Below are 24596 nucleotides of genomic sequence, written 5' to 3' on the forward strand. Positions count from 1 at the left end.
GCAAGGCCGGGGTCTATATGTGATAATCCTGCTTCGTTGCGCTTACAAGAGCCGCCCTGGCAACCACAGCACCAATTGCGGGAAGATGAACACCATCATCACTGCCAGCATCTGCAATAACACGAACGGAATAACACCCTTGTAGATGTCGATGATCGTCACGCTGGGGGGGGCCACACCCTTCAGATAGAATAACGAAAAGCCGACAGGCGGTGTCAGGAAGGAGGTTTGCAGCACCACCGCGAACAGAACAATGAACCAGATCTGGTCAAAGCCCAGCAGCACGACAACCGGTGCCACCAGCGGCAGCATGATCAGCGAGATTTCCAGCCAATCGAGGAAGAACCCGGCCAGAAATGCGATGAACAGAATGGTCAGCACAACGCCTGACGGGCCAAAGGGCAACGAGCGCAGCGACTGGGTGATGAACTCATCCCCGCCCAACTGGCGCATGACGACCGCGAACATCGTGGCCCCCAGAAAGATGCCGAAAATGAAAGAAGTGGTCAGCGTGGTTTTCATGCCCACATCTTTCAGCACGGCCAGCGTCAGCCGCCCATTGGCCGCAGCCAGCAGGGTCGCGCCAAAGGCCCCGACGCCTGCCGCTTCGGTCGGCGTTGCAATGCCGAAAAAGATCGAGCCGAGCACCGCAAAGATCAGTAGCAGCGGCGGGATCACGGCCAGCAGCGTATTCAGCACCAGCTTCAATGTCACGGGCGGCAGGTCTGTCGGGGCCGGGGCCAGCTTTTTGAAAAGGGTCGCCGCACCGACAATATAGATGATGTAAAACGCCCCCAGCATCAGCCCCGGTATCAACGCGCCCATGAACAGGTTGCCCACCGAGACGGACATCTGGTCGGCCATGATGATCAGCATGATCGAGGGGGGAATCAGAATCCCCAAGGTTCCGGCCGAAGCAACAACCCCGGAGGCAAACCCCTTGTTATAGCCCTGCTTCAGCATGATCGGCATGGACAGCAGCGCCAGCAACACCACCGACGCGCCCACAATGCCTGTTGACGCCGCCAGCAAAATGCCGATCAGCACCACGCCCAAGGCCAGCCCGCCCCGGAAACGCCCAAAAAGCTGGATGAAATTCTCCATCAGCTTCTCTGTCACGCCAGAGCGTTCCAGCATCAGCCCCATGAAGATGAACATCGGCAGCGCGACCAGAATCCAGTTCGACATCTGCCCCCAGATGCGCTGGACAAAAATACCGAAAATGCGGAAATCGGTCAGGAAGTAGGTATCCCAGTTGAACCATTCAAAGCCGTATATGGCAATGAAACTGAACGCGATTGACACGCCAGCCAGCGCCCAGGCCACGGGAATACCCGTGAAGATCAAGGCAATGAATGACACCAGCATTGTAACAACGAGGATTTCGTTCGTTTCCATCCCGTATTCCCTGTGATGAAACCATGCGCAGGCCGCGGACGGGCCGGCGAAAAGTCAGTTATTTTGTGACCCGAGCGCGCGGGAAGTTGAACAGAAAGCAGCTCACTCGCAACAAGCGCGCGAATGCAGCAAGCGCGATATAGGCAAAGGCCAGTACGATGACGCTCTTGATCATCCAGCGATTGGCCAGCCCACCCGGTGCAGAAGACCGCTCACCCCGGTTATACGAGGCTTCGACGAAGGGAATGCCGTAGCTGATGATCAGCCAGCACATCGGAAGGATGATGACCACAATGGAAAATGCTTCAATCCACGCGCGCAAGGTGGGGCGGAAATTGGCGGCCAGCACATCCACCCGGACATGCGCATCATGCATCACGGCATAGCCGATCCCGAACATGAAGCCCACAGCGTAGATGTGCCACTGCACCTCCTCGACCCAGACATAATTGATCCCAAGCGCGTAACGCATGGTCACGTTCACAACGATAATCAAGACCAGCGCGAACCAGATTGCATTCAGGACATAGGAGAGCGAGCCAAGGACCGTCTCGATCATGTCCGACAGCCATGTCCGGGGAAAACTCAACCCGTGACTGCGCGCGCCAGCATCTTCGACCTTATCAAGGTCAATCTCGAATTGGCTATTGGTCTGGGACATGCGTTGGTTCCTTCGAGAGGGCTGCGATCTTGGGCATCTCGCCCAACTGCATAATTCGGCAAAGGGCCGCGCCTGTCAAAGGCGCGGCCCAATATCAGATCAGATTTGATCAGTCTTCCAGCCGGGACTGCCAATCACGCGGCAGGTAACCCTGTTCTTTCCACGGACGCAGTTCGGCCTGGAAATCCATCATCGAAGAATAGACACGGCCGAACATTTCGTCCTGTTCGGACCAGCGGCCCAGAACAGTCTGGGTTGCGTCATAGAAGGCTGCGATCTGTTCTTCCGAGTAGGTGCGCACATTGGTGCCGCGTTCTTCGAAGCTGGTGATGATCGCCCCTTGCAGCGCCTCGGCACGTGCGATGGCATAGGCATTGCCTGCCATGCAGGTCGTCTCGATCATGGCGCGGGTCTGATCTTCCAGACCGTTCCAAACGTCAAGGTTCACATACAGGAACTGGTTTGTTGATGGCTGGTGCCAACCCGGCATATACAGGTAATCGGCCACCTGATAGAAGCCAAGTTGCTCGTCCACAGTCGGAAGCGAGAATTCTGTCCCGTCAAGGTTGCCTGTCTCCAGCGCCTGATACAGTTCCCCACCCGGCAGCAATGTCACGGACATGCCGAATTCGGCAAAGATCTCACCGCCAACACCTGCCGCACGGAAACGCAGACCCTGCAAATCCTCGACCGTGTTCATTTCCGAACGGAACCAACCTGCGGTCTCCGGGCTGATCGTGCCGCAAAGTACAGGGTGAACGTTATATTGATGGAAGGTCTCCTCGAGCAGCTCTTGTCCGCCGTGATGGGTCATCCATGCAAGGAATTCCATCGATTCAAGGCCGAAAGGCGTGGCGCCAAAAAGCGCGGCGGCGGGCACGGTGCCCCATTCATAGCCCATCCAGCTATAGCCAGCATCGATATTGCCTTCGGACACATTCTCGAAAATGGACAATGCCGGCACAACGGCGCCCGGCTCGGCCACGCGCAGATCAATATTGCCACCGGAAACAGCGCGCAACTGGTCTGCAACCCATGGCATCGTGTCGCCCAGCGCTGTCAAAGTCGAAGCAAAGCTCATCGGCACCTGCCAGCGAATACGCTCCTGTGCCTGAACGGCACCTGCGACAAGGCTGGCCGACAAGGCCGTCGTGATAAGCAGTTTATTCATTTTTTGTTCCTCCGGTTGTTGGACTTTGGTCCCGATATCCACCCTGTTCGGGTGTGATGCGTCAAGAGAAAAGCACATTTGTCGCGCAACAAAATTGCGCAAGCCAGTGTTCATTTCGACAAGTCGCTCCTCCCTCTGCAAGGGTGGTAAAATAAACTGACCAATTCTGGCAAGCAAAAACTTTCCGATACCGCAACCATCAGGCCCTCGAATCATTAAAACTGATATGTCCTGCTCCGGTTTTTCCCGCTTGCAGAAGCAGTTGCAGGAATTGACCTTGCCCGGATGGCGGTGCATTCTTTTACAATGACATTTGGTTCCCTGACACGCTTGCCACTGCCTTATGACGCCGAATCCGGGCGTTCCGCACGCGATAGCTTTCCTGAACTTTCGGGCGAACTGTCAGACCTTGTCGCCGGGGCGGCCGGATGCAGCCCCTATCTGCGCACCCTCATGTCGCGCGAACGCGATTGGCTGGCAGATGCCCTTGGCCGCGACCCGGCAGCCACTGTCAGTGACGAACTGGCCGCGCTGGATGGGGTGCCGCTCTCCAACTTGTCGGCCCGGTTGCGGCAGGCCAAGCGGCGCGTGGCACTCTTGGCGGCACTGGCCGATCTGGGCGGAGTCTGGACGCTGGATCAGGTCACAGGCGCGCTGAGCGATCTGGCCGACCGCGCCACCCATGTCGCGCTCACCGCGCTGGTCGCCGATGAAATCGCGCGCAAGAAACTGCCCGCGGCCACGCCAGAGGATGCGGCGACCGGCGCAGGCATGGTTGTGCTGGCAATGGGCAAGATGGGCGCGCGAGAGTTGAACTACTCTTCCGATATCGACCTGATCTGCCTGTTCGATGAGTCCCGCTACAGCGCAGATGACTATCACGACGCGCGCGCCAGCTTTATCCGCGTCACGCGCAAGCTGTGCGGGCTTCTATCCGATCACACGGATGAAGGCTATGTCTTCCGCACCGATCTGCGCCTGCGCCCCGACCCTTCAGTCACACCCGTCTGCCTGTCGATGGAAGCGGCCGAGCGCTATTATGAAAGCCTTGGGCGCACATGGGAACGCGCGGCCTATATCAAGGCGCGCCCCTGCGCGGGCGATCTGGCAGCAGGCGCGCGCTTTCTGGAAACCTTGCGCCCCTTTGTCTGGCGCAAGCATCTGGATTTCGCCGCCATTCAGGATGCCCATGACATGCGCCTGAAAATCAAGGCCCATAAGGGGCTTGGCGGTGCGCTGGCGCTGGAAGGGCATGATATAAAGCTGGGGCAGGGCGGTATTCGAGAGATCGAGTTTTTCACCCAGACCCGCCAGTTGATCGCAGGCGGGCGCGACCCGGATCTGCGCAGCCCGCGCACGGTCGAAGGGCTGGCGGCCCTCGCCGCAAAAGGCTGGATTCCGCATGACGTGGCCGAAAAGCTGACCGCCCATTACATCGAGCATCGCGAAATCGAGCATCGTTTGCAGATGGTGCAGGATGCCCAGACCCAGAAACTTCCTTCCAGCCCGCAGGAATTCGACCGCATCGCCCGCTTTGTGGGAGAGGCGCAGACCAACGCTTTCCGCTCTCGTCTGGAATCGCGGCTGAAGGATGTGGCAGAACTGACCGAAGGGTTCTTTGCCCCCGACAGCGGGGTCGAGGCCGAACCGGACCTGTCCGAGGCCGCGCAGGACATGATCGCGGGCTGGCACAGCTATGCGGCCCTTCGCTCAAACCGCGCGCAGGAAATCTTCAAGCGGATGCGCCCGACCATCCTGACCAAATTGCACGATGCCGCCGACCCCGAAGCCGCACTGGTCCAATTCGACCGCTTTCTCAGCGGCTTGCCAGCGGGCGTGCAGCTTTTTTCATTGTTCGAGGCTAATCCACAGTTAATCGACTTGATTGTTGACATATGCGCAACATCACCCCGGCTTGCAGCCTATCTATCGCGCAATGCCGCTGTGTTTGATGCGGTGATCGGCGGGGGCTTTTTCGCGCAATGGCCGGGCACGCCAGAATTGCACAGGCAACTGGCCGACCGGCTTGCCCAGATCGACGATTACGAGCGCCAGCTTGATGCCGCGCGCATCTGGGCGCGGGAATGGCACTTTCGGGTCGGTGTGCACCATCTGCGCGGGCTGATCGACGCATTCGAGGCCGGCGCAGAATATGCCTCTCTCGCCGAGGCTGTTCTGACAGCGCTCTGGCCGGTGGTGGTTGCAGACTTCAGCGCCAAACACGGGCCGCCACCGGGGCAGGGCGCGGCGGTGCTTGGCATGGGCTCTCTCGGGGCAGGGCGGCTGAATGCCGTGTCCGATCTGGACCTGATCGTGATCTATGACGCCGACACCTCGGAAACCTCCCAAGGTCGCCGCCCGCTGGATGCACGCAGCTACTACGCCCGGCTGACCAAAGCGTTTCTCACCGCGCTCACCGCCCCCACTGCCGAAGGCCGCCTCTATGAGGTGGACATGCGCCTGCGTCCCTCGGGGCGGCAAGGGCCTGTGGCCACCAGCATCACGGCCTTCGAGAATTACCAGCGCAATGAAGCCTGGACATGGGAACATCTGGCGCTGACCCGCGCGCGCCGCGTCGCTGGCTCGGTCGCGCTGGGCGATAGAATCGAAACCCTGCGCCGTGCCCTTCTGGCCGAGAAATCGACCGGCCCCACCGTCTGCAAGGATGTCGCAGATATGCGCGCGCGCCTTGCCGAGGCGAAACCCGCGCATGGCATATGGGATGCCAAATCGGGACCGGGGCGGTTGATGGATATCGAACTTGTCGCGCAATTCTGCGCCTTGCGCGCCGGGCACCCCGCGCGCCGGGTCGAAGCGCAGCTGCGCGCAGGCGTCAAGGCGGGCATCCTCGATGCTGCGGCAGAAACACAACTCCTGCGCGCCTATCGTCTGTGCTGGACATTGCAGGCGACAGGACGCTTGCTGGCTGACAGGATTTCCGACATTGACCAGCTTGGCCCGGGCGGACAGAAGTTTATCTTGGCATCAGCAGGTAGCCCGAGCACCGAGGCGCTTGCCACCCGTTTGCAGGACTGCTGCGCGCAGGCGCAGCACCTGATAGCGTCAACCCTGGCCAATGATGGCCCGTGCAAGGACAAGACCGACCATGACGCCAGCCAATGACCCCAAGGGGCTGATCCGCGAAAGCTACCGCATCGAAGGCATTTCCGATGGCGAATGCCGCTCGATCCTGATCGACTGGGCGCTTAGCCTCTCCGCAGAAATCGACCAGCATCAGGCCATGCAGGATCTGATCGAGCAATATGCCGCCTCAAGCCCGGATCACCCCATGACCGCTTTGCTGCAAGAAGGGCTCAGCAGCCCCTCATCCCCCCCGCGCGGCAGGCGCAGACGCGCATGAAAGCCGATGTCGAACTCGACGCGATCGGCTTGCTGTGTCCGCTGCCGGTCCTCAAGGCGCGCAAGCGTCTCAAATCCATGCAAACCGGACAGGTTCTTTGCGTGCTGGCCAGCGACCCGGCAGCCGTGGTCGATATTCCCCATTTCTGCGCGGAATCGGGGCATGAGTTGCTCTCCAGCACGCCGCGCGACGGGGCGACAGCCTATTACATCCGTCACGCGTGATCATTTTCTTGCGCAAAATACTCCGGGGTGAATTGGGCCGCAGGCCCAAGAGGGGCAGCGCCCCTCAGCCCCGCGCGGCCAGCGCACGCTCCAGATCCCCATAGCCGGTAAAGCGCCGCTCATAGTCCAGCCCCAACCGTGCCGCACATTCGCGCGCTTTGGCATCCAGTGCCGGGTCATCCGTCTGGGCCTGATAGATCAGCCGCGTGTAATTGCCGAACATCATCCCGATCAGTTCGGGATGGCGGTCAAAGCCCATCGGTTTCCAGACAAAGGCCTCAAACTGGCGCACCAGAAAATCCGTCAGGTAAAAGGCGGTCATCTCGCTGTCGCCCTTGGCGGCAAATGCCTCGACCCCTTCAAAAAACGCATAACAATGCGGGCCTTCCACCATCTCGACGCCCAATTGCGCGCAACGCGCCTGCAACAGTCCCCCGGTGCCGCAATCGGCATAGACCACAAAGATACTGTCATAGGCTGCGCGGTGTTCCTTCACGGCCTTTTCCACTGCATCGGGGATTCGTTCGGGCCACAGGTGCAGATTGGCCGGCAGGCAGAGCAGGTCCATATGCGTCCAGCCATTCGCCGCCTTCAGCGCCAGAATTTCGCGCGCCAGCGCACCGCAGGCCAGCAACAAAATGGTCCCACGCCCCTTCGGCGCAAGCCCCTCTTCGGTCAGGATATGGTCATCGGGTAGCATCTTGTTTCTCGCGTGCCTTGGCTGCATTCCACAAAGCATACATTTCTTCCAGCGTGCTGTCCTCTGGCCGACGGTTCTGATCCGCCAGCGCCGCCTCAATCGCCCGGAAGCGGCGGGTGAATTTGGCATTGGCCGCGCGCAGCGCGTCTTCGGGGTCCACATCAAGGTGTCGCGCCAGATTGGCCATGACGAACAGCAGATCACCAAATTCCTCTGTCACTTCGGCCTGTGTCAGCCTGTCCTTTGCCTCGTGCAATTCCTGCGCTTCCTCGGTGATCTTGTCGATCACCTGCGCGGTCTGGGGCCAGTCAAACCCCACCCGCGCCGCGCGTTTTTGCAGCTTTACCGCGCGCATCAGCGCGGGCAGGCCAAGGGCCACATCATCCAGCACCCCGCCCTGATCGCGCTCCGCGCGCTCGCGCGCCTTGACCTTTTCCCAGTCATCCACCTGTTGCGCGGCGCTTTTATCACGGCTCTCCTCGCCAAAGACATGCGGGTGCCGCGCCAGCATCTTGTCGGAAATGCTGCGGGTTATATCCTCGAAGGAAAAATGCCCGGCCTCTTCGGCGATTTGTCCATGATACACCACCTGTAATAGCAAATCGCCCAATTCGCCCTGTAGCGCGGGCCAGTCCTGCCGCGCGATGGCATCTGCGACCTCATAGGCTTCTTCAATCGTATAGGGCGCGATCGAGGCGAAATCCTGCTCTATATCCCAGGGGCAGCCGGTTTGCGGGTCGCGCAGGGCGCGCATGATGGCGCGCAGTCGCGTGACGCTGCCATCGGGGGCAAAGATCAGGGGGTCATGGGGCATATCCGGCGCTCCTGTCTGTGTGTCAGGGCTATCTGTTACAGCCGCCTTGCCTGCTGTCCAGCCCAAAGCCCGCGCGCGGTCATTGCCACCACCAAGGCAAGCGCGACCAATGTGGCCCCCGCAACCGGCAGGGCGCCGGGCATGTTCGCCACAATGACTGCGACAAAGGCCCAGATCACTGCGAAGCTGTATTCTGGTGCATCTGCGCGCAGCCAACCGACCACCAGCGCGACCAGCGTCGCCCCTGCCACTGCGATCACCGCCGCCACCTCGCCCGAGGCCAGCCCATAGCCGCCAAGTGCCACGCCCAGCGATACATGCGCCGCCGCCGTCAGCCAGCCCGCATACAGCGCCACTGGCACGCGCAACAGCCAGCGGTCCTGCGCAGGGCTGCGCAGCAACGCCCAGATCGCACAGCCCAGCATCCAGAAAATCAGCACAGTCGCGGCCAGCGGTGCAAACCCCGCCACCCATAGCCACAACGCCCCCGGCCCAAGGCTGAGTATCAGTGGCAGATGCATCGGCTGCCAGGCCGCATCGCTGCGCCGTGTCGTGACCCCCACCAGCGCAAGGACGGCAAGCCATGCGTAAATCAGCCCCCAGATTGAAAAGGCATAGCCCGCAGGCTGCACCGGCGGGTCAATTTGGGGCACCGGGAAGCGGTCAGGGTCAAAGCCGGTGAACGGGTCTGCCAGAAAGGGCGACGCCAGAAAGGCCACGGTGGCAAGCAGGGTCAGGATGGGAAGCGACTGTCTCATACCTGACAAATAGACTTGGCGCAGCTTGGTTCCAAGGGGCGGACATAAAGACGCTGCCCCGAGAGGGGCAGCTTAGGGGCTGTGCGGATGATGGGCAAACACATTGGGCGCGGAATCGAGGCCGAAGGCCGCCGCGCATCGCCGGGCCGCCCCCACGGCACGGCGATTGGGCTGCCACCTGCGCAACGATCTGATCTTTCAGGGGCTTGGCCAGCATAAAGTGCTACAGATTCGATCGCGGATCGCCGCACCGCGGCCCGACGCTGCGCGGCTTACCACGTAGCGCCGCTATGGCTGCATAGTGCAGGTCAGCCGCCCAGATGCCTTGCCCTTGCAAGAAAACCGAAACCCTAGCGGTCTTCGATCTCGATATAGTCGCGACGCGGCGCACCTGTGTAGCGCTGGCGCGGACGTCCGATTTTCTGCTCCGGGTCCGAGATCATCTCTTTCCACTGCGAAATCCAGCCCACTGTGCGCGACATGGCAAAGATCGGCGTGAACATCGAGGTCGGGAAACCCATCGCTTCCAGAATGATGCCGGAATAGAAATCGACATTCGGATAAAGCTTTTTCGAGATGAAATACTCATCCTCAAGCGCAATCCGCTCCAGCTCCTTGGCGACTTTCAGCGTCTCGTTATCCTCGATTCCCAGCAGGCCCAGAACCTCGTCAGCCGATTGCTTCATCACCTTGGCGCGCGGGTCGAAATTCTTGTAAACCCGATGGCCAAAGCCCATCAGCTTGAAAGGATCGTCCTTGTCCTTGGCGCGGGCAATGAATTCCGGAATGCGATCCACCGTGCCAATCTCACGCAGCATTTCCAGACAAGCCTGATTCGCGCCGCCATGTGCGGGGCCCCAAAGGCAGGCAATACCCGCTGCAATACAGGCAAAGGGGTTCGCGCCCGATGACCCGGCCAGCCGCACGGTCGAGGTGGAGGCATTCTGTTCATGATCGGCATGCAGCATCATGATCCGATCCATCGCGCGGCTCAGGATCGGGTTGACGACATATTCCTCGGCCGGAACAGCAAAGCACATATGCAGGAAGTTGCCCGAATAATCGAGGCTGTTCTTCGGGTAAACGAAGGGCTGGCCGATGGAATATTTATAGGCCATCGCCGCAATCGTCGGCATTTTCGCGATCATGCGGATGGCGGCAACTTCGCGCTGCCAAGCGTCATTAATATCAGTCGAGTCGTGGTAAAAGGCCGACATCGCGCCCACAACACCCGTCATGATCGCCATCGGGTGGCTGTCACGGCGGAACCCGCGGAAGAAGTTATGCATCTGCTCGTGGATCATGGTGTGCCGCGTCACGCGGCTTTCAAAATCCTCCAGATCGGCGGCAGAGGGCAGCTCTCCGTAAAGCAGCACATAGCAGCATTCCAGAAAATGCGATTTCTCGGCCAGATCCTCGATCGCATAGCCCCGATACAGCAATTCGCCTGCATCGCCATCAATATAGGTGATGGTGGACGAACAGGAGGCCGTGGAGGTAAAACCGGGGTCATAGGTGAACACGTCGCCTTGCGCGTAAAGCTTGCGGATATCCACCACATCCGGGCCAACTGATGGCTTTATGATCGGCAGTTCAACTACCTTGTCCCCTATGGTCAGCTTTGCCGTCTCGCTTCCGTTCGCCATTCCTCATCCTTTCCCAAAAGCCTGAGGGCGGTTTTCCCGCAGGCGGTCTAAGATCCGAGCCACGACTCCAAAGGGCGCGTCGGCTCAGGTTATTGCATCATTAAGTCGGCCCAGCGTTTCGTCGCGGTCCAATATCATCATCATGTCAAAGACGCTGGGGCTGCTGGTGCGCCCGGCGAGAGCGGCTCGAAGGGGTTGCGCCACCTTGCCCAGACCCAGACCATGTGCCTGCGCGACTTCGGTGACGATCCCTTCCAAAATTTCTCGCTCCCACGTAGCAGTTCGCAGGCGCGGCGTCAATTCCTTCAGTATACTACGGGATACATTATCAAGCGCAGCCGCAGCTTTTTCATCCGGTTCTATTGGACGAGTGGTTAATATAAAATGTGCTTTTTCAAGAATTTGCGCAAACCCCTTGGCCTTTTCCTTGACCACGGGCATGGCGCGCAACAGGCCATCTCGCTGCGCCGCGCTCAGGGCTGGCGCTTCCGTTGCGGCAAGATAGGCTTCCAATTCATGCAGCAGTGCAGCATCATCGGCAACACTGCTATGCTGCGCGGTCAGGTGGTCCAGCTTCTTGAAATCCAGCCGTGCAGGGGATTTGCCGATCCCGCTTATATCGAACCACTCCTGCGCCTGCGTATCGGTGAAGAATTCGTCATTGCCGTGGCTCCAGCCTAGCCGCGCAAGGTAGTTGCGCATTGCCGCGGCCGGATAGCCCATGCGCTGGTATTCCTCGACCCCCAACGCGCCGTGGCGCTTGGACAGTTTCTTGCCATCGGGGCCATGTATCAGGGGAATATGCGCCCAGACCGGCACATCCCAGCCCATCGCGCGGTAGACCAGCATCTGGCGCGCGGCGTTGTTCAGGTGGTCATCGCCGCGAATGACATGGGTCACCCCCATGTCATGATCATCCACCACCACGGCCAGCATGTAGGTCGGCGTCCCGTCCGAGCGTAGCACGATCATATCATCAAGCTGGTCATTGCGAATCCGCACCTGTCCCTGAACCTGATCGTCAATCAAAGTCTCACCGTCCAGCGGTGCCTTGACCCGAATCGCATAAGGCGCATCGGGATGGGTGTCAGGGCTGGCATCGCGCCAGGGCGACCGATAAAGAGTCGAGCGCCCCTCGGCACGTGCCGATTCGCGAAATGCCTCAATCTCGTCCTGCGTGCTGAAACACTTATAGGCATGGCCAGAGGCAAGCATTTCATGCGCCACTTCCGCATGTCTGCCGGCGCGGTCGAACTGGCTGACAGGCTCTTCGTCCCAATCCAGACCCAGCCATGTCAGCCCGGTCAGAATGGCCTCTGTGGCCTCGGGGGTAGAGCGCGCGCGGTCGGTATCTTCGATCCGCAGCAGAAACTTGCCGCCACGCCCGCGCGCATACAGCCAGTTGAACAGCGCCGTTCGCGCCCCGCCAATATGCAGAAAACCAGTGGGCGAAGGGGCAAAGCGCGTCACGACAGGGGTGGACATGGGGTGATTAACCTTTTGGAAACCAGTTTTGCGGCAGGGTCTGCACTGGGTTCTAGGCAAGGATGGGGGGGGAAACAAGGGTGCGCGTGCTGACCTTTTCCTTTCCGCGCCCCGGGCGCCTGCCCGTGGCCCTGCTGCACGCCATTGCCGAACAGCGTGGCCGCCTGTTTCTGTTCGTGCCTGTGCTGCTGGCCATTGGCATCGGCCTCTATTTTGCGCTGCCGCGCGAACCAACAGCCGCAGGATGGGCCGGGCTGGGCGCGTTGATGGTGGCATCTGTGCTGCTGTCACGCCGTATCCCGGAAGAGGGTGCCCCTCTCGTTCTCATCGTCGCTTTGGTCACAGCAGGACTTCTCGCCGCCGGGTTGCGCGCGGCACATGTCTCCGCGCCGGTGCTGCAATACCGCTATTTCGGCGCAATCGAAGGGCGGATTGTCCAGATCGACCGCTCTGCCACAGATGCACTGCGCCTGACGCTGGATCAGGTCGTGCTGGAGCGCGTGTCGCACAGTCGCACCCCGGCGCGGGTACGGATATCGTTGCATGGCGAGCAGGGCTTTTTTACCCCCGAACCGGGCATGCGGGTTGCCACCACGGGCCATCTTGGCCCGCCACCCGCCCCGTCAGAACCCGGCGGCTTTGATTTCCGCCGCCTTGCTTGGTTTGATCGCCTCGGCGCGGTCGGCTATACCCGCGTCCCGGTGCTGGCACTTGCCCCTGCGGATTCTGGCGCGGCGGGGCTGCGCATCCACCGATTGCGCATGAAAATCTCGGGCGCAGTGCAGGCGCATCTGCCCGGTGACACAGGCGGCTTTGCCGCTGCAATCCTGACAGGCGACCGTTCCGGCATCGCTCAGGCCCGGATGGAAGAGCTGCGCCGCTCCAACCTCGCGCATCTGCTGGCCATTTCGGGGCTGCATATGGGGCTGCTGACAGGCTTTGTGTTTGGCCTGTTGCGGCTGGTCATGGCGATGGTGCCTGCCTTTGCCTTGCGCGCGCCAACCCGCAAACTCGCCGCTTTGGGCGCGCTGGCGGCGGGTGCGTTTTACCTGATGCTTTCGGGCGGCAATGTCGCCACCCAGCGCGCCTATATTATGGTCGCGGTGATGCTGGTGGCGGTGCTGCTGGACCGGCGCGCAATCTCTCTGCGTTCGGTGGCGATGGCCGCCACGCTGATCTTGCTCTTGCGCCCCGAAGCACTTGTGCAGGCAGGCTTTCAAATGAGCTTTGCCGCCACGGTCGCGCTGGTTGCAGTGTTCCGATGGCTCTCAGGGGAACGCGGCTGGCGCGGGCGCTTTCCGCGCTGGGGCTGGCCAATCGTCAGCGTGGTGATCTGCTCGCTCGTGGCTGGCATTGCAACTGCACCAATCGCTGCGGCCAGTTTCAATCGGATTGCGGAATACGGGCTGATCGCCAATCTGCTGGCAGTGCCGCTGATGGGGCTGGTCGTCATGCCTGCCGCTGTGCTGGCCGCACTGCTGGCACCCATCGGGCTGGAATGGGTCGGCTTGCGCATCATGGCACCTGCGATCGACTGGATTTTACAGGTCTCCGCCTTTGTCAGCGCGTTGGATGGGGCGGTCTTGCCTGTTGCGCAACCCTCAGCCAGCGTGATTCCGGCACTGGCGTTGGGGGCCTTGTGGCTGATTGTGTGGCAAGGACGCGCGCGCTGGGCAGGGCTGCCGGTAATGGCGCTGGCCCTGTTGGTCTGGGCCGAAACCCCGCGCCCGATGCTGCTGATCGCGCGCGAGGCTGAAGTGGTGGGGCTGATGCAGGACGACGGCACACGCATCCTCAGCCGTGCGCGCGCGGGCAGTTTCACTGCTGAAAGCTGGCTTAGGGCGGATGGCGACAGCGCAACACAGGCCGAAGCCTTTGCCCGCAGCGGGTTTGACCCGCGCGATACGCTTGTGCATCTGCGCGGCGCGGGGTTTGATGTGGTGCATCTGGCCGGTCAGCGCGGCTTGGCACAATTGGAAAGCGTTTGCCTGCCGGGCCGGATTGTCATCGTGACACAGGAACCAGACATGCGGCCGGGACAGTGCCAGATCATCAGCCCGGATGATCTGCGCGCGAGCGGGGCCTTGGCGCTATCAAAAAGGGGCGGTGTGGTGACAACCCTCAGTGTCGCGCAGGCCAGCGGGCACCGTCACTGGACGCGCCCCTGAGCTTGATGCACCCGCCCTGCACGTGACAGCGGCGGGGCTTTGCGGAATCAAGTTGCCATTCAGCAGCGCGGAATCAAGGCCGAAGGCCGCCGCGACTCAAAGGGCCGCCCCCACGGCACGGCGATTGGGCTGCCCCAAGCACGTCGATCTGATCTTGCAGGGGTTTGGCCAGCATAAAGCGCTATAGATCCAAGGTAGGAGCGCCGCACCGCAGCCCGGCGATGCGCGGCTTGTCACAATACTGCCGCGCCAGCAATGCAACCAGCCAGCCAAACCGCCCGACAGTGTCGGGCGGTGGCACAACGCAGCCCAGAAGTGCCAATCGTCAGGTGCAAAGCACCCGATCAATCAGGCATTGGCTTCGCGAATTTTCTCTGCTGCGTCCTTGTCATAGTTGACGCCATTGGCGTCGAACAACTGGTCCAACTCGCCCGACAAGGTCATCTCGGTTATGATATCGCAGCCGCCCACAAATTCGCCTTTGACGTAAAGTTGCGGAATGGTCGGCCAGTCCGAGTAATCCTTGATGCCCTGACGAATGCTGTCATCGGCCAGAACATTCACATCCGTATAGTCCACACCCATGAAGTTCAGCACACCGGCAACCCGGCTGGAAAAACCGCATTGCGGCATGGTTTTCGTGCCTTTCATATACAGCACGACATCATTGGCTTCGACGGTTTGCTTGATCTGGTCTTCGGCGCTCATTTCGGGTCCTTTCGGGCGTGGTTCTTGTGTTATTCCGGGGCTTTGGTGGTCAGGGCAAGGGCGTGCAATTCGCCGTGATTGCCGTCCATCTTGCCCTTGAGTGTGGCATAGACCGCGCGCTGTTGCTGCACCCGGTTCAGGCCGCGAAAGCTCTCATCAATCACTTCCGCTGCATAATGGTTTCCATCCCCTGCCAGATCCGTGATGGTGATCTTTGCAGCGGGAAAACCCTCTTTCAGCAGGGTTTCGAGTTCTTCAACAGTTATGGCCATCTTGCAGTTCCTATTCTATCTGCCCCGAAGGTAATCCTGCCATGTACACAGATCAAGCGTCACCAACGGCCTTGGCAAAGGCACCGCGATAGAGGGCCGACAATTCAGACAACTCTGCACTGTCGCTGCCAAATTGCACCATCTCGCCGCCAAAGCGGCCGACAGTTGCCAGGACAACGCCCGCCTGACCGGCCGCGACCATCAACGCCTCGGCCTGATCGAAGTTGCAGGCTACCAGATAGCGCGCCTGATCCTCGCCGAACAATTCGTCAATCCGGCCCGACTCCAGTGTCACGCCCATGCCCGCCGCCTCGGCCATTTCAAAGGCCGCAAGCGCCAGCCCGCCATCTGACAGGTCGGTCGCTGCATTCAGCAAGGCGCGGTTCGCGCGCAGGAATTCGCCGTTGCGCCGCTCCATATCCAGATCGACCGGGGGCGCATCGCCTTCTTCCATACCGAAAGCTTCGGCCAGCAGGGCCGACTGGCCCAGATGGCCAGCGCCCGCCCCGATCAGCAGCGCCAGATCACCGTTTTCCGGCAAACCGCTAATAATCTGGTCCAGCGTCTCGATCAATCCGACCGCGCCGATTGTGGGGGTGGGCAGAATGGGCTGGCCGTCCGTTTCATTATACAGGCTGACATTGCCCGACACGATGGGCATGTCCAGCGCTTCACAAGCCGCGCCGATCCCTTTTATCGCGCCGACAAGCTGGCCCATGATCTCGGGCTTTTCGGGGTTGCCGAAATTCAGGTTGTCAGTGCTGGCCAAGGGGCGCGCGCCAACAGCGCACAGGTTGCGATAGGCTTCTGCCACGGCCTGCTTGCCGCCCTCATAGGGGTTGGCACGCACGTAGCGCGGCGTCACATCGCTGGTAAAGGCCAGCGCCTTGTCGGTGCCATGCACCCGCACCACGCCAGCCCCAAGGCCGGGCGTGCGGACCGTGTCGGCCATCACCTGAGTATCATATTGTTCCCAGACCCAGGCCTTATGCGCATAAGACGGTGCCGCAATCAGGGTGCGCAACGCGTCCATGGGGCTGATCTCGGGAATATCGCCCAAGCTTGGCGCTGGCGGTGTCTCCACCCAGGGGCGGTCATATTCCGGCGCGCTGGACGACAGTTTCGACAGCGGCAGATCGGCTTTCACATCATTGCCTTGCAGGATCAGGAAACGATCTTCTGCAATGGTTTCGCCCACAATGGCAAAATCCAGATCCCATTTCTCGAAAATCGCGCGGGCTTCCCCCTCCATCGAGGGTTTCAGCACCATCAGCATCCGCTCCTGACTTTCCGAGAGCATCATCTCATAGGCCGTCATCGCCTGTTCGCGCTGCGGCACCTGATCCAGTTGCAGCTTGATCCCAAGGCCGCCCTTGTCGCCCATTTCAACTGCCGAACAGGTCAGACCCGCCGCGCCCATGTCCTGAATGGAAATCACGGCCCCCGATGCCATCAATTCAAGGCAGGCTTCCAGCAGGCGCTTTTCGGTGAACGGGTCACCCACTTGCACGGTCGGGCGCTTTTCTTCGATCGTGTCGTCAAATTCAGCGCTGGCCATCGTGGCCCCGCCAACACCGTCGCGGCCCGTCTTGGCCCCCAGATAGACCACAGGCATACCCACGCCACTGGCGGCAGAGTAGAAAATCGCGTCCGCATCCGCCAGACCGGCAGCAAAGGCGTTGACCAGACAATTGCCGTTATAGGCTTTGTGAAACCGGACCTCGCCGCCCACGGTCGGCACGCCAAATGCGTTGCCATACCCGCCAATCCCTTCAACCACGCCCCGCACCAGATGGGCGGTCTTGGGATGGCTGGTTTCACCAAAGCTTAGTGCGTTCATGGCTGCAATCGGGCGCGCGCCCATGGTAAAGACATCGCGCAGAATGCCACCCACACCCGTTGCCGCCCCCTGATAGGGTTCAATGTAGCTGGGGTGGTTATGACTCTCCATCTTGAAGATCACTGCCTGCCCGTCACCAATATCGACCACACCCGCATTCTCGCCGGGGCCGCATATCACCTGCGGGCCACTGGTGGGCAGGGTGCGCAACCATTTTTTCGAAGATTTGTAGGAACAATGTTCGTTCCACATGGCCGAGAAGATGCCAAGCTCGGTGAAATTTGGCGCGCGTCCCAGAATTTCCAGAATGCGGTCATATTCATCATTCGAAAGGCCATGAGCCTTGATCAGGTCGGGGGTAAGGTCAGGTTCTGTCATTTTTCATTCCGCTGGTCTGGGCGTGTCATAATGAAAGCAGCGCATCGGTAAAAGACTTTAATTGTTTTCCGGCCACGCCACAGGCCGTGCAGGGGCGCATTTTTCCGAATTCAGCCCGAAGTTGTCGCCTGACCGAGCGGGTGTGGCAGGGGGAAGAGTCAAGACCTGAGTTTTTTCACACAGCCTGTGGTTGTGCGCAAGAAAAAGGCAGTTTGTGAAGAATTGGCCGGTTTCATGGGGGAGTCTTGTGAAGGCGCAATACATAATTCGCCAATTAATCCCGCAAGAAGGGCGCGTTTTGCGGAAGTTTTCAGCAAAAATGCCGTTGGCCAAAAAAAAGGCCGAGCAAATGCTCGGCCAAAGTCCAACAGGGAGGTAAGACACACGACAAATGTCGCTTGTGCCTTGACCATCCATTAAGTTATTGCCCATCCATTACGCAAGTTAAATTATCTTGCGCGTGCAACATTGCCGCTATGCGTTGCATTCATGCCTCAGGCAAAACCCGTCTATAACGCAAATATCCGCCGCGTCAGATTTGCCGACCGCGCCTGTAGGCGACGATTTCTTCCACCACAAAATCGCGAAACGCGCTGATCCGGCGCGAATGGCGCAACTCTTCAGGATAGGCCAGAAAGACCGGAATATCCCCGCTGGCCACATCGGGCAGCACATGTACCAGATCCGGGAAATCCTCTGAAACATAATCCGGCAAAAGCCCGATCCCCAAATGGTTCACAACAGCCTGAAGCACCCCGAAGTAATTATTCACCGTGAAGCTGGAACGCACTGGCCGCGCGTTTAGTTCGCGTATAAGTTGAGCGCCGACACTGACCTGCGCTGAGCTGATATTTTGCGAGATCAGCCTGAAATCTGCCAGATCCTCCAATGTGTTGGGGGTGCCATTGGCGCGCAGGTATTCCGCCGTTGCGTATAAGCGCATGTTCACTGTCATCAGGCGCTTGCGGATCAGGTCCGCCTGACTGGGCTCTTTCATGCGAATGGCCACATCGGCCTCGCGCATGGGCAGGTCAAGCACCCGCTCTTCCAGCATCAGGTCGATCTTCAGGTCCGGGTATTGCGCATACAGGGATGGCAGGCGCGGGGCAAGAAACAGGGTGCCAAAGCCGGTTGTCGTGGTCACGCGCAATTCGCCGAACACTTCGTCTTCTGCATCCCGAATACGCGCCGCTGTGGATTCCAGTGTGCGCGACATGGCCTTGGTTGCCTCGAACAGCAATTCGCCCTGTTCTGTCAGAATCAGGCCGCGGGCATGGCGGTGGAACAGAATCGAATCAAGCCCCTCTTCCAGCGCCCTGATCTGTCGGCTGACTGCGGATTGCGAAAGCTTCAGCACCTCACCCGCATGAGTCAGGCTGCCAGCATCGGCAACTGCGTGAAAGATTCTAAGCTTGTCCCAGTCCATGACGAAATATCCAGAAACCCTGTTTTCGGTAACATGCGCGATTCGTTCTACGTCCTTTTGCCCGATCACAAAAGCGCTTTGATCGAAAATTCTGCTTTGTAGGTCAGAAATATTGACCTATGCTTGTTTCATGCGCAACAACCTGTGGGAGGTGCAGATGGTGCGGCAGGATATTTCGCTGAAAGATCGTTTCGACATCGGGAAAACACCCGTCTTGTTGAACGGCACGCAGGCGCTGGTGCGCCTGATGCTGCAACAGGCCGCGCGCGACCGCGCGGCGGGGCTGAACACGGCAGGCTATGTCACCGGCTATCGCGGCTCTCCCCTCGGAGCGGTGGACCAGCAGATGACCCGCGCCAAAGACCTGCTTGAGGGGGCCAATATCCGCTTTCAGGAAGGGCTGAACGAAGACCTCGCCGCGACCGCGCTCTGGGGTAGCCAGCAGGCAGAACTGCGCGGCGAAGGCCGTTTTGATGGCGTTTTCGGCCTGTGGTACGGCAAGGGGCCGGGGGTGGACCGCACAGGCGATGTGTTCCGCCATGCCAATATGGCGGGCACCTCACCGCATGGGGGTGTTCTGGCCGCAATGGGCGACGACCATACGGGCGAATCCTCGACAACCCTGCACCAATCCGACTGGGCAATGGTCGATGCCTATATGCCGGTCCTGTCGCCCGCAGGCGTGCAGGAATTGCTTGATTACGGCCATTATGGCTATGCGCTGTCGCGCTATGCCGGGGTCTGGGTTGGCCTCAAGACCATGAAAGACACGGTCGAGGCAACCGCCGTGGTCGATGGCAATCCCCACCGGATGCAATTTGTCACGCCGGACATGGCCCTGCCCGAGGGCGGGCTGAATATCCGCCTTGTCGATACACCCGTTGCACAAGAAGCGCGCATGATCGACCACAAACGCTTCGCCGCCGAGGCCTTCAGCCGGGCCAACCGCATGGACAAGCGCGTCTGGGGCAAGCCGGGGGCCAGGATCGGCTTTGTCGCCGCAGGCAAGAACTGGCTAGACCTTGTGCACGCGCTGTCGCTTCTGGGAATAGGCGAGGAAGAGGCCGTGCGCCTCGGGGTGACCACCTACAAGATCGGCCAGACTTTCCCGCTTGATATGGACAGCTTCCATGACTGGGCCGAAGGGCTGGACCTGATTGTTGTCGTGGAAGAAAAGCGCAAACTGATCGAGGTGCAGGTCAAGGAAGCCATCTTTGATGACCGTCGCGGCCGACGCGTCTATGGCTGGCACAAGGGCGACACTTGGGAAAACGGACGGCGGCTGGAACTCTTCCCCACGCGCTACGCCCTCGACCCGATCTGGATAGCCGAAAAGCTTGGTGAAATCCTGATCGAGGAAGGGCGCGGTACCGAGCGCGTGAAAGCAGGTCTGGCCATGCTGGCCGAAGCAAGGCGCGCCGATAACGCCAAGGATCTTGCCGCGCGTCTGCCCTATTACTGTTCGGGCTGCCCGCACAACACCTCGACCAAAGTGCCTGAGGGGCACCGCGCCTATGCGGGCATCGGCTGTCATTACATGGTGCAATGGATGGACCGTAACACCGTGGGCTTTACCCAGATGGGCGGCGAGGGTGCGAACTGGATCGGCGAAGCGCCGTTTTCCACCCGTGATCATGTGTTCCAGAATCTGGGCGATGGCACCTATAACCATTCCGGCGTTCAGGCCATCCGCGCCGCCCTCGCAGCGGGCACCAATATCACCTACAAGATTCTTTATAACGACGCGGTCGCCATGACCGGTGGGCAAAAGAACGAAGGCGATCTGTCACCCTCTCAGATCGCGCATGAACTGGCCGCAATGGGCGTGGGCAAGATCGAGGTGGTGTTTGACGAAAAGGAAGAACCCCACCGCGCCGATTTCCCGAAATCCGCAGGCTGGCACAAGCGCGCCGCGCTGGATCAGGTGCAAAAGGACTGCGCCGCCTATCAGGGCGTCTCGGCCATTGTCTATGTGCAGACCTGTGCCGCCGAAAAGCGCCGCCGCCGCAAGCGCGGCGAATTCCCCGACCCCGACACCCGCGTGTTCATCAATACAGATGTCTGCGAAGGATGTGGCGATTGCGGCGTGCAGTCGAATTGCGTCTCGATCGTACCAGTCGAGACCGAATTCGGGCGCAAACGCGCCATCGACCAATCGTCTTGCAACAAGGATTATTCCTGCCTCAAGGGGTTCTGCCCGTCCTTCGTGACGCTGGAGGGGGCCAGGCCGCGACGCGCGGCAACCCGTTCGGTTGATCTGCCCGATCTGCCCGCGCCAATATTGCCACCGATAGAAGGCACGCATAACATCGTCATCACTGGTGTCGGCGGCACAGGCGTCGTGACCATTGGTGCGATTATCTCGATGGCGGCCCATCTAGATGGCAAGGGCGCTGGCATGATCGAAATGGCCGGGCTGGCCCAGAAAGGCGGCGCGGTGCATATCCATTGCCGCCTTGCCAACCAGCCAGACGATATCAGCGCCATTCGCGTCGCGGTGGGAGAGGCGCATTGCGTCATCGGCGGTGATCTGGTGGTCACCGCAGGCGCAAAAACCTTGGGCCTCATGCGCAGCGGCCAGACCGGCGCAGCCGTCAACAGCCACGAGATCGTGACCGGCGAATTCACCCGCAACACCGAATTCCGCATTCCGGGCGAAGACCTGCAAATCGCGCTTCAGGCGCGGCTGGGCGACAAGCTGCATCTGTTCGACTATTCGGAACTGGCCAAGCGGCTGCTGGGCGACAGCATCTACTCGAACATGATCGCATTGGGGGCGGCATGGCAGATGGGGCTGGTGCCCCTCTCCGAAGCGGCCATTCTGCGCGCAATCGAGTTGAACAAGGCCGCGGTCGAGGGCAACACCCGCGCTTTCAGCCTGGGTCGCTGGTCTGTGGTCCACCCCAAGGCAGCGGCCAAGGCGCTGGCCGATACGGTCACGCAAAAGCCGCTCTCGCTGGACGAGAAAATCGCCCTGCGCGAACGCCATCTGGTGGCCTATCAGTCCAAGCGCCTTGCCAAACGCTACCGCAAGCTGGTCGATCAGGCCCCCGACCCACAGCTGCGCGCGGCCATCGCCAAGGGCTATCACAAGCTCCTGGCCTATAAGGATGAATACGAGGTCGCGCGCCTGCATCTGGACACGCTCGACAAGGCCCGCGCAGAGTTTGAGGGCGATTTCACACCCCGCTTCCATCTGGCCGCGCCGCTTTTGGCGCGCCCCGGTCCCGATGGCCGCCCCGCAAAACGCAGCTATGGCCCTGCCATGCTGCGCGGCTTCAAGATCCTGTCCAGGCTCAAAGTCCTGCGCGCGACCCCGCTCGACCCGTTCGGCTATACGGCAGAGCGGCGCATGGAACGCCAGTTGATCCGCGACTATGAGGCACTGATCAAGGATCTCCTGCAAAACCTGAGCCCAGAAAACCACGCAATCGCCGTGGAACTGGCAGAATTGCCGCTGCAAATTCGCGGCTTCGGGCCAGTCAAACACCGCAATGCCGCCGCCGCCGAACAGCGCCGCGCGGAACTCATGGCGCTGTTCCGGAACCCGCCCGCGCGCATGGCCGCCGAATAAGCGCAAACAGGCTGGATTTTCGCCCCTCGCCGCCTTATGCAGGGCGTAAGATATCGGGCTGGGGCAGGCGCAATGGCAGTAGGCGTATTCGATTCGGGGCTGGGTGGCCTGACCGTGCTGGGCGCACTCAGCGCGCGCCTGCCGGATGTGCCCTTTGTCTATCTGGGCGACAATGCCCACACGCCCTATGGCGTGCGCGATGCCGAAGACATCTATACCCTGACCACCGCCGGGGTTGAACGGCTTTGGGACGAAGGGTGCGATCTGGTCATTCTGGCCTGCAACACGGCCTCTGCCGCCGCGCTCAAGCGGATGCAGGAAACATGGGTGCCCGCTGATAAGCGTGTTCTGGGCGTGTTCGTCCCCCTGATTGAGGCGCTGACCGAACGCCAATGGGGCGACAATTCCCCCCCGCGCGAAGTCGCCGTCAAGCATGTGGCGCTCTTCGCCACCCCTGCCACTGTCTCCAGCCGCGCCTTTCAGCGCGAACTGGCCTTCCGCGCCATCGGTGTCGATGTCGAGGCCCAGCCTTGCGGCGGTGTGGTCGATGCGATCGAACAGGGCGATATGCAATTGGCCGAGGCGCTGGTCCATTCCCATGTCGAGGCTCTGTTGCGCCGCATGCCCCGCCCGCAAGCGGCGGTGTTGGGCTGCACCCATTACCCGCTGGTCGAACATGCCTTCCGCGAAGCGCTCGGGCCATCGGTCGATGTCTATTCCCAGCCCGATCTTGTAGCGGCCAGCCTTGACGACTACCTCACCCGCCGCCCTGAAATGCTGGGCGCGGGCCGCAACAGCCTGTTTCTGACAACAGGTGATCCGGTCAACGTCTCGCGCAAGGCCACGCAATTCCTGCGACGACAGATCGCCTTTCAAGCGGCCTGAGCCCATTTTCTTGCCTTAAATACTCCCCGCGCGGAGCGCATGGACCATATTCCACCCCGCGCCACGACTGTCAGAGAGACCTCACAGATGACCAAGAAAATCGCTATCCTCGGCGCTTCCGGCTATACCGGGGCGGAACTTGTCCGGCTGATATCGACCCATCCCGACATGGAAATCACGGCCCTTACCGGCGAGCGTAAGGCCGGCCTGCCCATGGCGCAGGTCTTCCCCTTCCTGCGCCATCTCGACCTGCCAGATCTGTGCCGGATCGAGGATGTGGATTTTGCGGGCATTGATCTGGCCTTCTGCGCGCTGCCCCATGCGACCAGCCAGGCCGTGATCAAGGATTTGCCGCGCGATCTGAAAATCGTGGACCTGTCCGCCGATTTCCGGCTGCGCGATCCGGCCGCCTATGAGCAATGGTATGGCAAACCCCATGCTGCGCCGGAACTCCAGCGCGAGGCCGTCTATGGCCTGACCGAATTCTACCGCGAACAGATCCGTGCCGCGCGGCTGGTTGCAGGCACAGGCTGCAATGCCGCCACCGGGCAATATATCCTGCGCCCGCTGATCGAAGCTGGGGTGATTGATCTGGACCGGATCATTCTGGACCTGAAATGCGGGGTCAGCGGGGCAGGGCGCGCGCTGAAGGAAAACCTGCTTCATGCCGAACTCTCCGAGGGGACGCAGGCCTATGCCGTGGGCGGAACGCATCGGCACTTGGGTGAATTCGATCAGGAATTCTCGGCGCTTGCCGGGCGCCCGGTGCATATCCAGTTCACCCCGCATCTGGTCCCGCTCAACCGCGGAATTCTGGCCACCGCCTGGCTGGATGGCGAGGCCGCGCGCCTTCACGAAGTTTTGCAGGCCCGGTATTGCGCTGAATCAATGATTTGCGTGCTACCTTTTGGCACAACACCATCGACTCATGATGTGCGCGGTTCTAATTTCGTGCATATCGGTGTTGTTGGGGATCGCGTGCCCGGACGGGCGCTGGTGGTCGCTGCGCTGGACAACCTGTGCAAAGGGTCCAGCGGGCAGGCCATCCAGAACGCGAACTTGATGCTGGGATTGGACGAGGCGGCAGGTCTGATGGGCGCGCCGCTCTTTCCGTGAAACGAGGATGA

General features: G+C 60.6%; 19 protein-coding genes. 7 read left to right on the forward strand and 12 right to left on the reverse strand.

What is annotated here, in order from left to right; translation table 11 throughout:
- Positions 1-42: 42 nt before the first annotated feature.
- The 3 genes from EV660_RS02975 to EV660_RS02985 form a co-directional block, all read right to left on the reverse strand.
- On the reverse strand, positions 43-1398 hold the full coding sequence (locus EV660_RS02975; RefSeq protein ID WP_071481457.1) for a TRAP transporter large permease: 1356 nt from the start codon (positions 1396-1398) through the stop codon (positions 43-45).
- A gap of 58 nt (positions 1399-1456) precedes the next feature.
- Positions 1457-2059: a TRAP transporter small permease subunit gene (locus EV660_RS02980; protein WP_071481456.1), complete on the reverse strand. Its 603-nt coding sequence runs from the start codon at positions 2057-2059 to the stop codon at positions 1457-1459.
- Positions 2060-2168: 109 nt separating this feature from the next.
- Positions 2169-3230 (reverse strand): TRAP transporter substrate-binding protein, encoded by a 1062-nt coding sequence (locus EV660_RS02985; RefSeq protein ID WP_071482272.1) that lies wholly within the window; start codon positions 3228-3230, stop codon positions 2169-2171.
- Positions 3231-3536: 306 nt separating this feature from the next.
- On the opposite strand from EV660_RS02985, the gene EV660_RS02990 reads away from it, so the two are divergent.
- From EV660_RS02990 to EV660_RS03000, 3 genes are read left to right on the forward strand one after another with little or no spacing between them, the layout of a single operon-like run.
- Complete coding sequence (locus tag EV660_RS02990) at positions 3537-6353, forward strand: bifunctional [glutamate--ammonia ligase]-adenylyl-L-tyrosine phosphorylase/[glutamate--ammonia-ligase] adenylyltransferase (protein ID WP_071482271.1); 2817 nt, start codon at positions 3537-3539, stop codon at positions 6351-6353.
- A complete protein-coding gene (locus tag EV660_RS02995) occupies positions 6337-6591 on the forward strand; it encodes a hypothetical protein (RefSeq protein ID WP_071481455.1) in 255 nt (84 codons plus the stop codon). Before EV660_RS02990 ends, EV660_RS02995 begins: the two co-directional genes overlap by 17 nt.
- Positions 6588-6815 carry a sulfurtransferase TusA family protein gene (locus tag EV660_RS03000; RefSeq protein ID WP_071481454.1) on the forward strand — a complete coding sequence of 76 codons (228 nt, stop codon included), beginning with the start codon at positions 6588-6590 and terminating at the stop codon, positions 6813-6815. The genes EV660_RS02995 and EV660_RS03000 overlap by 4 nt, the downstream gene beginning before the upstream one ends.
- Before the next feature lie 64 nt (positions 6816-6879).
- On the opposite strand, the gene EV660_RS03005 is transcribed toward EV660_RS03000, so the two are convergent.
- From EV660_RS03005 to gltX, 5 genes are all read right to left on the reverse strand, one after another.
- Positions 6880-7515, reverse strand: coding sequence for a DUF1638 domain-containing protein (locus EV660_RS03005; protein WP_071481453.1), 636 nt, complete (start codon positions 7513-7515; stop codon positions 6880-6882).
- The gene (mazG, locus tag EV660_RS03010; RefSeq protein ID WP_071482270.1) at positions 7502-8329 is read right to left on the reverse strand and encodes a nucleoside triphosphate pyrophosphohydrolase; all 828 of its coding nucleotides are present in this window, start codon (positions 8327-8329) and stop codon (positions 7502-7504) included. The genes EV660_RS03005 and mazG overlap by 14 nt, the downstream gene beginning before the upstream one ends.
- Before the next feature lie 35 nt (positions 8330-8364).
- Positions 8365-9087, reverse strand: coding sequence for a hypothetical protein (locus EV660_RS03015; protein WP_071481452.1), 723 nt, complete (start codon positions 9085-9087; stop codon positions 8365-8367).
- A gap of 350 nt (positions 9088-9437) precedes the next feature.
- Positions 9438-10733: a citrate synthase gene (locus EV660_RS03020; protein ID WP_071481451.1), complete on the reverse strand. Its 1296-nt coding sequence runs from the start codon at positions 10731-10733 to the stop codon at positions 9438-9440.
- 84 nt (positions 10734-10817) lie between these two features.
- A complete protein-coding gene (gene gltX / locus EV660_RS03025) occupies positions 10818-12218 on the reverse strand; it encodes a glutamate--tRNA ligase (protein WP_071481450.1) in 1401 nt (466 codons plus the stop codon).
- A gap of 62 nt (positions 12219-12280) precedes the next feature.
- Between gltX and EV660_RS03030 the strand changes: the two genes are divergently transcribed.
- The gene (locus EV660_RS03030; RefSeq protein WP_071481449.1) at positions 12281-14386 is read left to right on the forward strand and encodes a ComEC/Rec2 family competence protein; all 2106 of its coding nucleotides are present in this window, start codon (positions 12281-12283) and stop codon (positions 14384-14386) included.
- 348 nt (positions 14387-14734) lie between these two features.
- Here EV660_RS03030 and grxD read toward each other — a convergent pair whose 3' ends face one another.
- The 4 genes from grxD to EV660_RS03050 all read right to left on the reverse strand — a co-directional run bounded on the left by grxD (position 14735) and on the right by EV660_RS03050 (position 19010).
- Positions 14735-15094, reverse strand: coding sequence for a Grx4 family monothiol glutaredoxin (gene grxD / locus EV660_RS03035; RefSeq protein ID WP_071481448.1), 360 nt, complete (start codon positions 15092-15094; stop codon positions 14735-14737).
- A 29-nt stretch (positions 15095-15123) separates the two neighbouring features.
- A complete protein-coding gene (locus tag EV660_RS03040; RefSeq protein WP_071481447.1) occupies positions 15124-15366 on the reverse strand; it encodes a BolA/IbaG family iron-sulfur metabolism protein in 243 nt (80 codons plus the stop codon).
- A gap of 52 nt (positions 15367-15418) precedes the next feature.
- Positions 15419-17584, reverse strand: a complete 2166-nt coding sequence (gene purL, locus EV660_RS03045) for a phosphoribosylformylglycinamidine synthase subunit PurL (RefSeq protein ID WP_071481446.1) — start codon at positions 17582-17584, stop codon at positions 15419-15421.
- Between the two features lie 532 nt (positions 17585-18116).
- Entirely contained in the window at positions 18117-19010 is an 894-nt protein-coding gene (locus EV660_RS03050) for a LysR family transcriptional regulator (RefSeq protein WP_071481445.1), read from the reverse strand.
- 157 nt (positions 19011-19167) lie between these two features.
- Between EV660_RS03050 and EV660_RS03055 the strand changes: the two genes are divergently transcribed.
- The 3 genes from EV660_RS03055 (at position 19168) to argC (ending at position 24585) form a co-directional block, all read left to right on the forward strand.
- A complete protein-coding gene (locus EV660_RS03055) occupies positions 19168-22584 on the forward strand; it encodes an indolepyruvate ferredoxin oxidoreductase family protein (protein ID WP_071482269.1) in 3417 nt (1138 codons plus the stop codon).
- A 72-nt stretch (positions 22585-22656) separates the two neighbouring features.
- Positions 22657-23469: a glutamate racemase gene (locus EV660_RS03060; protein ID WP_071481444.1), complete on the forward strand. Its 813-nt coding sequence runs from the start codon at positions 22657-22659 to the stop codon at positions 23467-23469.
- Between the two features lie 87 nt (positions 23470-23556).
- The gene (gene argC / locus EV660_RS03065) at positions 23557-24585 is read left to right on the forward strand and encodes an N-acetyl-gamma-glutamyl-phosphate reductase (RefSeq protein WP_071482268.1); all 1029 of its coding nucleotides are present in this window, start codon (positions 23557-23559) and stop codon (positions 24583-24585) included.
- Positions 24586-24596 lie beyond the last annotated feature (11 nt).

Origin of the sequence: Roseinatronobacter bogoriensis DSM 18756, assembly GCF_004366635.1 — a bacterium.
In the GTDB taxonomy this organism is placed as follows: Bacteria; Pseudomonadota; Alphaproteobacteria; order Rhodobacterales; family Rhodobacteraceae; genus Roseinatronobacter; species Roseinatronobacter bogoriensis.